The 13809-nt window shown below is 70.1% G+C and carries 16 protein-coding genes and 1 tRNA gene; 12 read left to right on the top strand and 5 right to left on the bottom strand.

Going from position 1 to position 13809, the window contains the following annotated elements; all coding sequences use genetic code 11:
* Positions 1-24 precede the first annotated feature (24 nt).
* Positions 25-699 carry a fasciclin domain-containing protein gene (locus N1032_RS12625; protein ID WP_259539444.1) on the bottom strand — a complete coding sequence of 225 codons (675 nt, stop codon included), beginning with the start codon at positions 697-699 and terminating at the stop codon, positions 25-27.
* Between the two features lie 173 nt (positions 700-872).
* Between N1032_RS12625 and N1032_RS12620 the strand changes: the two genes are divergently transcribed.
* Positions 873-1034 (top strand): LPXTG cell wall anchor domain-containing protein, encoded by a 162-nt coding sequence (locus tag N1032_RS12620; protein WP_259539443.1) that lies wholly within the window; start codon positions 873-875, stop codon positions 1032-1034.
* Positions 1035-1081: 47 nt separating this feature from the next.
* Here the strand turns inward: N1032_RS12620 and N1032_RS12615 are convergent, their stop codons facing one another.
* The gene (locus tag N1032_RS12615) at positions 1082-2332 is read right to left on the bottom strand and encodes an isochorismate synthase (protein ID WP_259539442.1); all 1251 of its coding nucleotides are present in this window, start codon (positions 2330-2332) and stop codon (positions 1082-1084) included.
* Between the two features lie 70 nt (positions 2333-2402).
* On the opposite strand from N1032_RS12615, the gene N1032_RS12610 reads away from it, so the two are divergent.
* From N1032_RS12610 to N1032_RS12595, 4 genes are all read left to right on the top strand, one after another.
* Positions 2403-3131 (top strand): class I SAM-dependent methyltransferase, encoded by a 729-nt coding sequence (locus N1032_RS12610; RefSeq protein ID WP_259539441.1) that lies wholly within the window; start codon positions 2403-2405, stop codon positions 3129-3131.
* Between the two features lie 10 nt (positions 3132-3141).
* Entirely contained in the window at positions 3142-4188 is a 1047-nt protein-coding gene (locus N1032_RS12605; protein ID WP_259539440.1) for a polyprenyl synthetase family protein, read from the top strand.
* 79 nt (positions 4189-4267) lie between these two features.
* Complete coding sequence (locus tag N1032_RS12600) at positions 4268-5620, top strand: FAD-dependent oxidoreductase (RefSeq protein WP_259539439.1); 1353 nt, start codon at positions 4268-4270, stop codon at positions 5618-5620.
* The gene (locus N1032_RS12595) at positions 5617-5829 is read left to right on the top strand and encodes a DUF1653 domain-containing protein (RefSeq protein WP_259539438.1); all 213 of its coding nucleotides are present in this window, start codon (positions 5617-5619) and stop codon (positions 5827-5829) included. The genes N1032_RS12600 and N1032_RS12595 overlap by 4 nt, the downstream gene beginning before the upstream one ends.
* Before the next feature lie 144 nt (positions 5830-5973).
* Here N1032_RS12595 and N1032_RS12590 read toward each other — a convergent pair whose 3' ends face one another.
* A complete protein-coding gene (locus N1032_RS12590) occupies positions 5974-6903 on the bottom strand; it encodes a DMT family transporter (RefSeq protein WP_259539437.1) in 930 nt (309 codons plus the stop codon).
* Between N1032_RS12590 and N1032_RS12585 the strand changes: the two genes are divergently transcribed.
* The 3 genes from N1032_RS12585 (at position 6902) to N1032_RS12575 (ending at position 10874) form a co-directional block, all read left to right on the top strand.
* Positions 6902-8305 carry an aminotransferase-like domain-containing protein gene (locus N1032_RS12585; RefSeq protein ID WP_259539436.1) on the top strand — a complete coding sequence of 468 codons (1404 nt, stop codon included), beginning with the start codon at positions 6902-6904 and terminating at the stop codon, positions 8303-8305. The two genes, N1032_RS12590 and N1032_RS12585, sit on opposite strands and share 2 nt — an antisense overlap.
* A 112-nt stretch (positions 8306-8417) precedes the next feature.
* The gene (locus N1032_RS12580) at positions 8418-9407 is read left to right on the top strand and encodes an alpha/beta hydrolase (protein WP_259539435.1); all 990 of its coding nucleotides are present in this window, start codon (positions 8418-8420) and stop codon (positions 9405-9407) included.
* Between the two features lie 87 nt (positions 9408-9494).
* Entirely contained in the window at positions 9495-10874 is a 1380-nt protein-coding gene (locus N1032_RS12575) for an FAD-binding oxidoreductase (RefSeq protein WP_259539434.1), read from the top strand.
* Between the two features lie 21 nt (positions 10875-10895).
* Here the strand turns inward: N1032_RS12575 and N1032_RS12570 are convergent, their stop codons facing one another.
* Together N1032_RS12570 and N1032_RS12565 are read right to left on the bottom strand one after the other, a co-directional pair.
* On the bottom strand, positions 10896-11594 hold the full coding sequence (locus N1032_RS12570) for an NUDIX domain-containing protein (protein WP_259539433.1): 699 nt from the start codon (positions 11592-11594) through the stop codon (positions 10896-10898).
* Between the two features lie 5 nt (positions 11595-11599).
* Positions 11600-12088, bottom strand: coding sequence for a YajQ family cyclic di-GMP-binding protein (locus N1032_RS12565; RefSeq protein ID WP_259539432.1), 489 nt, complete (start codon positions 12086-12088; stop codon positions 11600-11602).
* A gap of 81 nt (positions 12089-12169) precedes the next feature.
* On the opposite strand from N1032_RS12565, the gene N1032_RS12560 reads away from it, so the two are divergent.
* The 4 genes from N1032_RS12560 (at position 12170) to N1032_RS12545 (ending at position 13789) form a co-directional block, all read left to right on the top strand.
* Positions 12170-12442, top strand: a complete 273-nt coding sequence (locus N1032_RS12560) for a type II toxin-antitoxin system Phd/YefM family antitoxin (protein WP_259539431.1) — start codon at positions 12170-12172, stop codon at positions 12440-12442.
* The gene (locus tag N1032_RS12555; protein ID WP_259539430.1) at positions 12439-12822 is read left to right on the top strand and encodes a type II toxin-antitoxin system VapC family toxin; all 384 of its coding nucleotides are present in this window, start codon (positions 12439-12441) and stop codon (positions 12820-12822) included. The genes N1032_RS12560 and N1032_RS12555 overlap by 4 nt, the downstream gene beginning before the upstream one ends.
* Positions 12823-12868: 46 nt before the next feature.
* Positions 12869-13618, top strand: a complete 750-nt coding sequence (locus N1032_RS12550; protein ID WP_259539429.1) for a lytic transglycosylase domain-containing protein — start codon at positions 12869-12871, stop codon at positions 13616-13618.
* A gap of 89 nt (positions 13619-13707) precedes the next feature.
* Positions 13708-13789 (top strand) — tRNA-Tyr (locus tag N1032_RS12545).
* The last annotated feature ends 20 nt before the right edge of the window (positions 13790-13809 follow it).

Raw genomic sequence — 13809 nt, 5'->3', positions numbered from 1 at the left:
CCTTTCGGCTGTGGAGCGGATGCCTTACATGGGGGGCATCAGCACCGTGTCGATGAGGTACACGGTGGCGTTGGCGGTGTGCACGCCACCGCAGATGACGGCAGACGAGCCGTTCACCGTGAGGGTGTCGCCGCTGCCCTCGACCGTGAGGTCGGCGCCTTCGACGGTGGTGTGGGTTCCGACGATCTCGTCAGGAGCGATCTGGCCGGGAACCACGTGGTAGGTGAGGATCTGGGTCAGCGTCGCAGCGCCTTCCGGGGTCTTCAGGGAGTCGACCGTGGCGGCGTCGAGCTTGGCGAACGCGTCATCGACCGGGGCGAAGACGGTGAACTCGCTGCCGTTCAGTGTGTCGACCAGGTTGACGTCGGGGTTGAGGCCGCCCGACACCGAAGCGGTGAGGGTGGTCAGCAGCGGGTTGTTCGACGCGGCGGTGGCCACCGGGTCTTCGGCCATTCCGGCGACCGAACCGGAGCCGTCCGGCACGGCGTCGGCGTAGGCGGCGCAGCCGGAGCCGACGAGGTCGGCGGCCGGGTCCATCGCGGCGGGCGAGGTCTCCATCGGCGCTGCGGAGGTCTCGGGAGCCGATGACTCCTCCGTCGACGACGCCGTCGTGCTGGAGCCGGAACAACCGGCGAGACCGAAGGTGGCGACGGCCGCGATTGCGAGGGCCGTCAGGGTGTGGCGCTTGGTGATACGCATGGGACTTCTCCTTAGAGGAATGGATGAATCCGGCCGCTGACCTGGGATATCAGCGTGCCGAGCCTTCAGAGGGTCTTCGGAGGAGCCCGGAGATCGGATTGGAATCCGGCTAAGATCGGCTACACCCGACCACGCGTGCGAACGTTTCAGCATGACTCGACGAGGAGAACCAGATGACTCTCAGTTATGACGTCGCGACCGCCCCGGCGGCGCTGGCGGCCACCGGAGCGAACGGACAGCTCGCCCTCATCATCGGCGGCATCGCCGTCGCGGCCCTCATCGTCGGCGGCATCGTGCTGTTCGTGATGCGCCGTCGCCGCTCGGGCGGCAACTAGCCGAACGCCGGTCTGAGCCGAACGCCGGTCTCAGCAGAACGCTGGTCTCAGCCGAACGCCTCCACGATCGGGCGGAACTTCATCTTCGTCTCGAGGTATTCGCGCTCGGGGTCGGAGTCGGCGACGATGCCACAGCCCGCGAACGCGGTGATGTCGCCCGACGGGCTGACCTGCGCCGACCGCAGGGCCACGGCCCATTCGCCGTCGCCGTCGGCGCCTACCCAGCCCACCGGCCCGGCATAGCGCCCGCGGTCGAAGGGCTCGAGTTCGTGGATGAGCGCGAGCGCCTCGGCGCGCGGCGTGCCCGCCACCGCCGCGGTCGGGTGCAGCGCGGCGATCAGGTCGAGCGAGGTGGAGCCGTCGCTCAGCGTGCCGACGACGTCGCTCGCGAGGTGCCAGAGGTTCGGCAGCTTGAGGGTGAACGGCACCTCGCTGGTCACGAGGTTGCGGCTGTGCGGGGTCAACGCGGCCACCACGCTGTTCACGGCGTAGCCGTGCTCGTCGAGGTCTTTGGCCGAGGTGGCGAGAGCGACGGCCTTGTCGTGGTCGGCCGCGGCATCCGCCCCTCGTGAGGTGGTGCCGGCGAGCACGCGGGCGCTCACGGTGCCGTGGTCGACGCGCACGAGGGTCTCGGGGCTCGAGCCGATGAAGCCGTCGACGGCGTAGGTCCAGCAGTCGGGGTAGCCGAGGGCGAGGTCGGTGAGCGGGCGTCGCAGGTCGGACTCGGCCGGCAGGTGCCCCACGAGGTCGCGTGCCAGCACCACCTTGCTGAGCTCCTGGTCGTCGATGCGGTCGACGGCGGCGTCGACCGAGGCGCGGAAGGCGTCGGGCGACACGGCGCCGGGCAGCAGGCTGAGCCGGAACTCCGGCCCGAGCGGCCGGGCGGTGGGCACGGGCACCGAGGCGGGGTCTTCGCCCTCCACCAGGATGCGGGTCACCCAGAAGGTGCCGTCGCGCTTGCCGAGCAGCAGGCGGGGAACGATGAGCACGCTCACCGCGGCGGAGTCGTCGGCGAAGGCGAACGATCCGAAGGCCACGAGACCGGTGCCCGGAGCACCGATCGGGTCGACCACGGTGGCGGCGTCGGCGACGGCCTTCCAGGTCTCGCACGCGTCGCGCATGCGGTCGGGGCCGGTGAACTCGAGTCGCAGCGCTTCGCCCACGCCGGCCATGCCCTGCCCCTTGCGCATCCAGATCAGCGGATGCCGGCGGTCGATGAGAGGGATCAGCAGTTTCAACTCGTCGACCCGGGTCGTTTCGACGTGCAAACGGGGAACCGGGTGCGATGTATCGCTCACATCTCGAGCTTACGCCCGGTCTTGCAGGGCTCAGGCTCCGCTGTCAGGCAACTGAACGTAAACTGAGACGGTGACTAAGGCAGACCTCACCAAACGACCCGAACAGGTCTCCGCGATGTTCGACCAGGTCGCCGCCGGTTACGATCGCACCAACACCGTGCTCTCGGTCGGCAACGCCCTCTTGTGGCGCGTGGCGACCACGCGTGCCGTGGCGCCGCGGCCGGGCGAGCAGATCCTCGACCTCGCCGCCGGAACCGGCACCTCGAGCGCCTCGCTCGCCAAGAGCGGCGCCCACGTGGTGGCCGCCGACTTCTCGCCCGGCATGATCGAGGTCGGCCGGGATCAGCAGGCCGGTGTGCCGAACATCGAGTTCGTCGTGGCCGACGGCATGAACCTGCAGTTCGCCGACGACACCTTCGACGCCGTCACCATCTCGTTCGGTCTGCGCAACATCGTCGAGCCGCGCACGGCCCTCGCCGAGCTCTACCGGGTGACGAAGCCGGGCGGCCGCATCGTGATCTGCGAGTTCAGCACCCCGCTGAAGCCCATCCGCTCGTCGTACTACTGGTATCTGAAGCACGTGATGCCCACGCTCGCGAAGGCCGTCTCGTCGAACGTCGACGCCTACGACTACCTGTTCGAGTCGATCGAGTCGTGGCCCGACCAGAAGACCCTCGCCTCGTGGCTGCGCGACGCCGGGTTCGCGGATGTGCGCTACCGCGACCTCAGCGCCGGCATCGTCGCGCTGCACAAGGGGGTCAAGCCGCTCGGCGCGGCCGACTCCTCCGAAGAAAAGTAGGCTAGTGTCCGTGCCCCCCAGCCTTCGCCGCGCCACCGGCCGGTCGACCCCGGTCTCGCTGGCCGACCGCCTCTTCTCCACCGGCGAAGACCGGCGCACCGCGAAGCTCATCGAAGCGTCGATCGAGTCGCTCGAGGCGCGCCTCGCGACCGAGACCAAGTTCGCCGGTGGTCTCGTCGACGTCGTGGCGCGCTACCTGCTCGACGCCGGGGGCAAGCGGGTGCGGCCCATCCTCGCGTTCCTCACCGCCCAGCTCGGTGACGGCGTGACCGACGAGGTCGTCACCGCCGCCACCTCGATCGAGCTCACCCACCTCGCGTCGCTCTACCACGACGACGTGATGGATGACGCCGACCAGCGCCGCGGGGTGCCGAGCGCCCAGAACGTGTGGGGCAACTCGGTGGCCATCCTCACCGGAGACCTGCTGTTCGCCCGGGCCAGCGCCCTGCTCGCCCAGCTCGGGGAGCGGGCCATCCGCCTGCAGGCCGACACCTTCGAACGACTCTGCCTCGGCCAGCTCAACGAGACCATCGGCCCGCAGCACGGCGAAGACCCGGTCGACCACTACCTGCGCGTGCTCGCCGACAAGACGGGCTCGCTCATCTCGGCGTCGGCGCAGCTGGGCGTGATCTTCTCGAACGGCTCGCCGACCTTCGAGCAGCCCGTGCGCGAGTTCGGCGAGAAGGTCGGCATCGCCTTCCAGCTGGTCGACGACGTGATCGACATCGCGCCGAGCGACGAGGAGTCGGGCAAGACGCCGGGCACCGACATCCGTGCCGGTGTGGCGACGCTGCCGGTGCTCTACCTGCGCCGCGACGCCGAGACCGACCCGGCCGCCGCCGCCCTGCTCGAACGCCTCACCCCGCAGGCGCTCGAGGGCCACGACAGCGACGACGCCATCACGCTGCTGCGGGAGCATCCCGTGACCCAGCGAACGATCGATGAAGCCCGCCGGTTCGCCCGCGAGGCCATCGAGGCGCTCGACCCGCTGCCGTCTGGCACCGTGAAGAAGACCCTCATCCGCTTCGCCAACACCGTCGTGGAGCGCACGAACTGACCTCGCACCTCTGCGCATCCGCCTCGGGTGCGCGCACCTCAGGCGCACAGCGCCTCTCACCAACACGAAGGAATTCACCGTGACCAAGCTCCGTTTGGCCATCGTCGGAGCCGGCCCCGCCGGCATCTACGCCGCAGACCTGCTCGTGAAGGCCGAGCGTCATTTCGACGTCTCGATCGACCTGTTCGAGCAGCTGCCCGCCCCCTACGGCCTCGTGCGCTACGGCGTCGCGCCCGACCACCCGCGCATCAAGGGCATCATCACCGCTCTGCGCGAGGTGCTCGACTCGGGCGTCATCCGCTTTTTCGGCAACGTGCGCTACGGCGTCGACATCACGCTCGACGACCTGAAGAAGCACTACAACGCCGTCATCTTCTCAACCGGCGCCATCCGCGATGCGTCGCTCGCCGTTCCCGGCGTCGAGCTCGAGGGCTCCTACGGTGCGGCCGACTTCGTGAGCTGGTTCGACGGGCATCCGGACGTGCCTCGCACCTGGCCGCTCGAGGCCCAGTCCGTGGCCGTGATCGGCAACGGCAACGTGGCGCTGGATGTCTCGCGCATCCTGGCCAAGCACGCCGACGACCTGCTCGTGACCGAGATTCCCGCCAACGTCTACGAGGGTCTGAAGACCTCGCCCGTCACCGACGTGCACGTGTTCGGGCGCCGGGGGCCGGCGCAGGTGAAGTTCACGCCGCTCGAGCTGCGCGAGCTCGGCGAGATGAACGACGTCGACATGATCGTCTACGACGAGGACTTCGAGCTCGACGAGGCCTCGAAGGCCGCGATCGAGTCGAACAAGCAGGTCTTCGTCATCAACAAGGTGCTCAACCAGTGGCGTGAGCGCCCGGTGGGGCAGGCCTCGCGCCGGCTGCACCTGCACTTCTATGCGAAGCCCCTCGAGATCGTCGGCGACGACGCCGGCCGGGTGGCCGCCATCCGCTACGAGCGCACGAGGCCGGATGCCGCGGGCGGGGTGACCGGCACGGGCGAGATCCGCGAGATCCCGATCCAGGCCATCTACCGCGCCGTCGGCTACTTCGGGTCGCCGCTCGACGGCATCCCGTTCGACGAGCACCACGGCGTCATCCCGAACCACGAGGGCCAGGTGCTCGACGACTCGAACACGGTCATTCCGGGGGTCTACGCCACGGGCTGGATCAAGCGCGGGCCGGTGGGCCTCATCGGCCACACGAAGTCCGACGCCATGGAGACCCTGTCGCACGTCGTGCGCGACCAGGCCAACTGGTGGGCTCCGGCCGAACCCGCCGAAGAGGCCATCCCGGCGCTTCTCGAGTCGCGGGGCATCGCCTACACCGACCTCGAGGGCTGGCACAAGCTCGACCGGCACGAGCTCGCCCTCGGCGAGGCCGCCGGGCGCCTGCGGGTCAAGGTCGTGCCGCGCGACGAGATGATCGACATCTCGCGCGCGTGATCGCGGTGACGCCCGGGCTCTACCGGCACTACAAGGGCAACGACTACGAGGTTCTCGGTGTGGCACGCCACAGCGAGACCGAGGAGGAGTTCGTCGTCTACCGCCCGGTGCTCGGCACGTCAGGGATGTGGGTGCGGCCGCTCGCCATGTTCGCCGAGACCGTGGAGGTCGACGGGCGCACGGTGCCGCGCTTCGCGCCCCTCGCCTGAGCGGCGGGCGCGTAGGCGCGTGGGCGCGTGGCGCGCCATAAATGGTCGGGCGCGCCGGTCATGACGGGCGCGGTCGACCGAATCGGGCGCGCTGAGCGCCGCGCGCGTCGGGGCGCCCTTTGTGGTCGAACGCGCGGGGGCGACTCACTGCCGCCGCACGCGGGCGCGCACCGCGAGTGCGGCGCACGCGATGACCGCGAGCGCCCCCACCACGGTGAGCACCGTCAGCGGTTCGCCGAGCAGCAGTGCCGCCCACGCGATCGTGAGCACCGGTTGCACCAGCTGCATCTGGCTGACCGAGGCGATGGGGCCGATGCCGAGCCCGCGATACCAGGCGAAGAAGCCGAGGAACATGCTCACGACCGACACGTAGGCGAACGCGAGCCACCCGTCGAGAGGGGCGGCGAGCGGATGCGTCGCCGCCGAGAGCACGGTGAGCACGAGCATGACGGGCGAGGCCACCAGAAGCGCCCAGCAGATGACCTGCCACGAACCGATCTCACGAGCCAGCAGGCCGCCCTCGGCGTAGCCGACGGCGGCCGCGACCACCGCTCCGAGCAGCAGCAGGTCGGAGACCTGCACCCCGCCGAAACCGCCCGACGAGGCCAGGGTGAAGCCGATCACGGCGGCGGCCCCGGCGAGGCTCGCCACCCAGAACAGGGGGCTGGGGCGCTCCTTGCCGCGCAGCACGGCGACGGCCGCGGTCGCCGCCGGCAGCAGCCCGATCACCACGGCGCCGTGACTGGCGGGCGAGGTCTGCAGCGCGAACGAGGTGAGGAACGGAAAGCCCACCACGACGCCGGCCGACACGACCACGATGCGCAGCCAGAGCCTCCGTGGCGGCAGGCCGGTGCGGGTGACCAGCAGCACGATGCCGGCGAGGATCGCGGCGACCACGGCCCGCCCGGCCCCCACCACGAGCGGGTCGAGCGTGGCCACCGCCACGCGCGTGAACGGCAGGGTGAACGAGAAGGCCAGCACGCCGACGAACCCCCAGACGAGCCCAGGCGAGAGGGTGCGGGCCCCCGATAGCGGACGAGCGCTCGAGACAGTAGCGCTATCATCGTGTGTCATGAGCAACAGTAGCAGTGCTGCGCGCATCGCGGCCGACATCCGGAGCGACCTCGGCGGGCTGCGTGCCGGGGCCCGGCTGCCGTCGACCCGCGCGCTCACCGTGCGCTTCGGGGCGAGTCCCGTGACGGTGCAGCAAGCGATCCGCATGCTGGTGCGCGACGGGCTGGTCGAGTCGCGCCCCGGCGCGGGCAACTTCGTGCGGCACGAGCGACCGGCACCGCGCAGCGACTTCGGCTGGCAGACGGGCGCGCTCGGCGCGCTGCCGCCCCACGGCGCCTTCGTCGGATCGACCATGCAGACCCCGGCCGACGACGTGATCGCCCTGCACAGCGGTTATCCCGCCGACGACCTGCTGCCGGCGCGGGCCGTGCAGTCGGCCCTCGCTCGCGCGGCGCGGTCGCGGTCGGCGCTCGACCGGCCGCCGGCCGCCGGGCTGCCCGAGCTGCGGGCGTGGTTCGCGCGCGAGGTCGCCGAGACGGCGCCGGCCGGCGGAGCCGCCCCACCGGCATCCGACGTCGTCGTGATGCCGGGCGGGCAGAGCGCGCTCTCGTCGGTGTTCCGGGCGCTCGCGCGGCCCGGCGACCACATCATCATGGAGTCGCCCGGCTACTGGGGCGCGATCGCGGCGGCGCGTCAAGCCGGGCTCGTGGTGGTGCCCGTTCCGCGTGACGGCGGCGCGGTCGATCCGATCGTGCTGACCGAGGCGTTCGAGCGCACCCGCGCGCGCCTCCTCTATGCCATGCCGCACTTCGCGAACCCCACCGGCGGCAGCTGGTCGGCGGGGCAGGCCGCGGCGGTGCTCGACGTGGTGCGCGAGAACGCCGCCTTCCTCGTCGAAGACGACTGGGCGCACGATTTCGCGCTCGATGCTCCGGTGCGGCCGCTCGTGGCGCAGGATGCCGACGGTCACGTCGTCTACGTGCGGTCGCTCACGAAGGCCATCTCGCCCGCCATCCGCATCGCCGCCGTGATCGCGCGCGGGCCGGCGCTCTCGCGCATCCGCACCGATCGGGTGGTCGACGGTCTCTACGTCAGCGGGGTGCTGCAGACCGCGGCGCTCGAGGTGGTGACGTCGCCGGGCTGGCAGCCGCACCTTCGGCGCATGCGCGAGCAGCTACGGTTGCGGCGTGACGGATTCATCGCCCTCGTCGACGAGCTGCTGCCCGCCGGCACCCTGACCGCGGTGCCGTCGGGCGGCCTCAATCTCTGGCTGCGCCTGCCGCCGGGGGTCGACACGACCGCGTTCGTGGCGGCCTGCGCCCGCGACGGGGTGCTCATCTCGCCGGGCGACGAGTGGTTTCCGGCCGAGCCCACCGGGGCGTTCGTGCGCGTGAACTATTCCGCCGCCCCTCCGGCGCGCTTCGAGCAGGCCGTGCGGGTGCTCGCGGCGAACATGGCCTGAGCGTCGGCCGCGCGGGGCGACTCGGCACCTCACGGCTGCGCGGCGCTGGATTGACGAGGCGCTGGATTGACCAGGCGCTAGCGCTGGATTGACCAGGCGCTAGATTGACCAGATGACCCCCGCGGCCGAACGCTGGCGCCCCGACATCCTCGGTCCCCGGTTCGAGCAGCGCACGCTCGAGCTCGAGCCCGACGCCGAGGGCGAGGTGGTGGCGACCCTGGTGCGCTACCGCCCGCCGTTCGCCGCACGCTTCTCGGACTCGCCCGTGCGCGGGGCCGACGTGCTCTACGTGCACGGCTGGTCGGACTACTTCTTCCAGACCGAGCTCGCCCGCTTCTGGGGCGACCGGGGCGCCCGGTTCTTCGCGCTCGACCTGCGCAAGTACGGCCGCAGCCTGCGCCCGCACCAGACCCCTGGCTACATCACCGACCTGGCGGCCTACGACGAGGAGATCGGTGCCGCGCTCGCCGTGATCGCGCCCGCCGACGGCCCGCGGCGGCCGCTCATCCTGATGGGGCACTCCACCGGAGGCCTCACCCTGAGCCTCTGGGCATCGCGGCATCCGGATGCCGCCCGGGCGGTCGTGCTCAACAGCCCGTGGCTCGAGTTCCAAGCCGGCCAGCTCGGCCGGGAGGCCCTCGCACCGCTCACGCAGTGGCAGGCGCGCCACCGCCCGCGCGACCCCTACCCCGTCGTCGACCTCGGCTTCTACACCCGCTCGGTCTCGTCGGCGTTCGAGGGGCACTGGCACTACGACCTCGCCTGGCGGCCAGAGCACGGGTTCCCGGTCTACCCCGGCTGGCTGAACGCGGTGCTGCACGGGCACGCGCAGGTGAGCGCGGGGCTCGGCATCGAGGCGCCGGTGCTGACGATGCTGTCGAGTCGCAGCATCCTGAGGCCGCGCTGGGAACCCGCGATGGCGTCGGCGGATGTCGCCCTCGACGTCGACGTCGTGGCTCAGCGGTCGCTGGCGCTCGGCCAGACCGTGACCGTGATGCGGGTGACCGACGCGCTGCACGACATCACGCTCTCGGCACCCGAAGTGCGGCTCGGGGCCTATCGGCGGCTGGGCGCCTGGATCGACGGCATTTTCGCCGATTGACGGCCGATGCACAACGGCCCGGCACCGCATGAATTCTGCGGTCGTAGGTCTGGATCGCTGTCGGTGCTGGTCGCTACAGTCGCTGTCATGACCTTCACAGACGAATCCTTCGCCGAGCTCGCCGGTGGCGTCTCCGGCGTGGTCTTCCGCCGGGGCGACGCCGGTGTCGCCGACGAGACGGCCGCCCAGAACGTGCTCGTGAAGCACGACCCCGACGTCGTGGTCGGTGCCGCCGACGAGCAGGATGTCGCGGCGGCGGTGCGCTTCGCACGCTCCAACGACCTCGCGGTGCACGTGCTCGCCACCGGGCACGGCGCCTACGTGCCGGTGACCGACGGGGTGCTCATCACCACGTCGCGACTCTCGGCGCTCGCCATCGACCCCGAGCGCCGCGTCGCCCACATCGGCGCGGGCAACCACTGGAGCAGCGTGGTCGCGGCGGCGGCCGAGCACGCTCTGGCGCCGATCACGGGCGCTTCGGGGCACGTCGGCGTGGTCGGCTACCTGCTCGGCGGCGGGCTCGGGCCGCTCGCCCGCACCTACGGCTTCTCGAGCGACTACGTGCGCTCGTTCGAGGTGGTGACGGCCGACGGCGAGGTGCTGCGGGCCTCGGCCGACGAGAACGCCGATCTGTTCTGGGCGCTTCGCGGCGGCAAGGGCGGGTTCGGGGTGGTGACGTCGGTGCACCTGGCGCTCGTCGACCTCGAGAGCTTCTACGGCGGCTCGCTGTTCTACGACGCCGAGAGCATCCCGGCGGTGCTCGGCGCCTGGGCCGACTTCACGGCGACGGCACCCGAGCGGGCCACGTCGTCGGTGGCCGTCATCCGGTTTCCGCCGTTCGACGTGGTTCCCGAGCCGTTGCGCGGCAAGACGGCCATCACGGCGCGCATCGCCTACATCGGAGACCCGGCCGAGGGCGAGCGGCTGTTCGCCCCGGTTCAGGATGCCGCGCCCGCGATCTTCGGCCACGTCGGCGTGATGCCGGCGAGTGAGGTGTCGATGATCCACAACGACCCCACCGACCCGTCGCCCGTGTTCGACCGCGGAATGCTGCTCGACACGGTCGACCACGACTTCGTCGCCGCGTTCCTCGAGGTGCTCGGGCCCGAGCAGCAGGTGCCGATCGTGGCCGCCGAGCTACGCCACATCGGCGGCGCCACCGCTCGCGACGTGCCCGAGGGCAGCGCGGTGGGGGGTCGGTCGGCCGGGTACACCTTCATCATGATCGGCGCGCCCGACCCGTCGCTCTTCGGCACTGTGCTGCCGCAGATCGCCGACGGCGTCACCGCCCACCTCGCGCGGTGGGTCTCGACGGAGAACAACGTCAACTTCGCCGGAGACCTCTCGGTTCCCGGCTCCTACGAGGCCAGCTGGCCGGCTGCCACGTTCGATCGCTTGGCCTCGGTGCGCGAGGCCTACGACCCGACGCACCTGTTTCCCTATCCCGACGCCCCGACGGCCTCGTGAGGCGTCGAAGCCCGGGCGTTCTCAGCGGCTGAACGGTCCCGTGAGCGCCGCCCACTGCAGCAGCATGATCGTCTTGGCATCGATGATGTCGTCTCCGATGCGGCGCAGCGCCTCGTCGATCGTCAGCTCGACCAGCTCGATGTCCTCGCCCTCGTCGGCGAGCCCGCCGCCGGCATCCGCTCGCTCATGGGCGAGATAGGGGGCGGCGAAGAAGAAGAGCTTCTCGGTGACCGAGCCGGGGCTCATGTAGGCGTCGAAGAGGTGCGTGACCTCGCCGATCTCGTAGCCGGTCTCTTCGCGGGCTTCGCGACGGATGGCGGTCTCGGGGTCGTCTTCGTCGAGCAGACCGCCGGGCACCTCGAGCAGCATGCCGTCGTCGAGCCCGTTGACGTAGGCGGGGTAGCGGAACTGGCGGATGAGCAGCACCGTGCGCCGCTCGGCGTCGTAGAGCAGAATGGTGGCGCCGTTGCCGCGGTCGTGGGTCTCGCGCTCTTCGCTCGACCAGTGGCCGTCGCTGTGCTGGTAGTCGAAGCGCGTGGTGCGCGTGACGTACCAGTTCGACGTGAGCAGCTGAACGTCGGTGACCCTCACCCGCGGGTTGCCGGTGAGGTCGTAGCCGAGCCGGTCGAGGCCGGTGCGGCCGCGGCGGTCGGGCACGTCGATGCCGGGGGTGCCGGGGCGGCCGGGGGCTGCTGCCGCGGCATCCGTCTCGATGCTCACCCGCGTCAGCGGAAGTTGATGAACTGGAGGGCCACGTCGAGGTCGGCGCCCTTGAGCAGCGCCATGGTGGCCTGCAGGTCGTCGCGGCTCTTCGACGACACCCGCAGCTCGTCGCCCTGGATCTGCGACTTGACGCTCTTGGGGGCTTCGTCGCGAATGAGCTTGTTGATCTTCTTCGCGTCGTCTTGCGCGATGCCGTTCTTCATGGAGGCCTCGATGCGGAACTCCTTGCCGCTCGGGAACGCCTCGCCCGCGTCGAGCGACCGCAACGAGATGCCGCGCTTGATGAGCTTCGACTCGAACACCTCGAGGATGGCCTTCACGCGCTCTTCGGAGTTGGCCTTCATGAGCACCTTCTCGCCGCTCCACTCGATCGACGCCCCCACGTTCTTGAAGTCGTAGCGCTGCGCGACCTCTTTCTGAGCCTGATTGAGGGCGTTGTCGGCCTCCATTTTGTCGACCTTGCTGACCACGTCAAACGATGAATCTGCCATGCCCTCCATTTTACGCGGCCCGGCCGTTGTGACGAAGTCTCAACATGGCTAGGATTTGTGGCTAGGGAGGTCGGGGAGACCATGGAGCGATACGACGTGCTGTACACGAGGAACAATCTGTCGAAACTGATCGCGCGCGCTGAGGGGGGTGAAGAGATAGAGATCACCCGGCGAGGAAAACCGGTGGCGAAGCTCGTTCCGACGCAGCCGAGACGCGGCTGGACGGGCACGGAGATCGTGCAGTGGCTGGAGGCCAATCCCATCCCGAACGAGCAGCAGAAGACATCGAAGCAGGTCGACGAGATCATCCGCGAGATCGCCGCGGGTCGCGAAGATCGCGAACTCGACTTGTGATCTACGTCGACACCAACATCCTCGTCTACCTCGTCGAGAGCCGCTCTGAGCGAGGAGATGCGATCCGTCAGCGATTTGCCGAGATGTCGGCCGAGGTCGCCATCAGTCCTCTGGTCGTGTTGGAGTGCCGGGTCGCACCTCTGCGGCGCGGTGATGTCGTGCTCGCCCGCCGGTACGACCGGCTCTTCGAGAGCCTGACGATGCTGGAGATCGGGCCGGAGATCTACCGTGCCGCGGCCCAGTTGCGAGCCACCCACGGGTTGTCGACGATCGACGCGATCCATCTCGCGACGGCGCAGTTCCATCTGTGCGACGGATTCTGGACGCATGACGCGAGGCTCGCGAGAGCCGCGAGCGGGCTGACGGTCGAGGTCGTCTGAGTCCGGCGCGGCGCCGGCTGTCAGACGGGTCTGGTTGAGTGGGGGCGTGCGAAAGACGTGGGGTGCTGCTGTGGCCGGGGTCGGGGCGGCGGTTCTGCTGCTGAGCGGCTGCACCGTGGGTGACGGCAGTGCGGCTCCGAGCGGGCCGGATGCCACGTTCGCGGTGTTCGCGCCGGCGGAGGCCGCGGCATCCGTCGGCACCTACCGCGACGGCACCCCGACCGCGCAGTTGCCCGACGGAGCCTGGCTCGACCGGGTGGCCGATGCCACCGGCATTCCGCGGCGCGCGCTGCAGGGCTACGCGGGCGCGGCCCTGGCGTCGAACGAGGTGCGCCCCGAGTGCCACCTGGGCTGGAACACCCTGGCCGGCATCGGCTGGGTGGAGTCGCATCACGGCACGATCTTCGGCGGGCACATCGACGACGACGGAGTCACCAGCGACCTCATCATCGGCGTGCCGCTCGACGGCGACGGGTTCCAGCAGATCGCCGACAGCGACGAGGGCGCGGTCGACGGCGACACGGAGTGGGATCGCGCGGTCGGCCCCATGCAGATCGTGCCCACCACCTGGGCCGCCTGGGCCACCGAGGCCAACGGAGACGGGGTGCCCGACATCCACAACATCGACGACGCGTCGCTCTCGGCGGCCGAATACCTCTGCTACTCGGGCGGCGATCTGGGCACCGAAGACGGGTGGCGGGCGGCCATCACCGGCTACAACGAATCGCCCGCCTATCTCGACGAGGTGCTCGACTTCGCCGACCGTTATGCAACCGAGGCCGAAGCCGCCCGCTGACACCGGCAACGGATTTCGCGCTGGGAACTCTGCCGGGTATTCTTGTCCAGCGCCTTCGGTTGTGTTGCAGAACGTGGTCGGGTGCGCCTGGCGAGTTACCCAAGTGGCCAAAGGGATCTGACTGTAAATCAGACTGCTTCGCATTCGGGGGTTCGAATCCCTCACTCGCCACTCGTTCTACGAAAGACGGT

The organism is Herbiconiux daphne (genome assembly GCF_024979295.1).
GTDB classification, from domain to species: domain Bacteria; phylum Actinomycetota; class Actinomycetes; order Actinomycetales; family Microbacteriaceae; genus Herbiconiux; species Herbiconiux daphnes.
The sequence above is the reverse complement of the archived record's forward strand: the minus strand, read 5'-3'. Positions and strand labels throughout refer to the sequence as shown.

Excerpts from the sequence above, each read along its gene's own strand:
- N1032_RS12625 (WP_259539444.1), bottom strand. The coding sequence starts at position 699 with ATGCGTATCACCAAGCGCCACACCCTGACGGCCCTCGCAATCGCGGCC.
- N1032_RS12620 (WP_259539443.1), top strand. The coding sequence starts at position 873 with ATGACTCTCAGTTATGACGTCGCGACCGCCCCGGCGGCGCTGGCGGCC.
- N1032_RS12585 (WP_259539436.1), top strand. The coding sequence starts at position 6,902 with ATGAGCAACAGTAGCAGTGCTGCGCGCATCGCGGCCGACATCCGGAGC.
- N1032_RS12590 (WP_259539437.1), bottom strand. The coding sequence starts at position 6,903 with ATGACACACGATGATAGCGCTACTGTCTCGAGCGCTCGTCCGCTATCG.
- N1032_RS12580 (WP_259539435.1), top strand. The coding sequence starts at position 8,418 with ATGACCCCCGCGGCCGAACGCTGGCGCCCCGACATCCTCGGTCCCCGG.
- N1032_RS12575 (WP_259539434.1), top strand. The coding sequence starts at position 9,495 with ATGACCTTCACAGACGAATCCTTCGCCGAGCTCGCCGGTGGCGTCTCC.
- N1032_RS12565 (WP_259539432.1), bottom strand. The coding sequence starts at position 12,088 with ATGGCAGATTCATCGTTTGACGTGGTCAGCAAGGTCGACAAAATGGAG.
- N1032_RS12560 (WP_259539431.1), top strand. The coding sequence starts at position 12,170 with ATGGAGCGATACGACGTGCTGTACACGAGGAACAATCTGTCGAAACTG.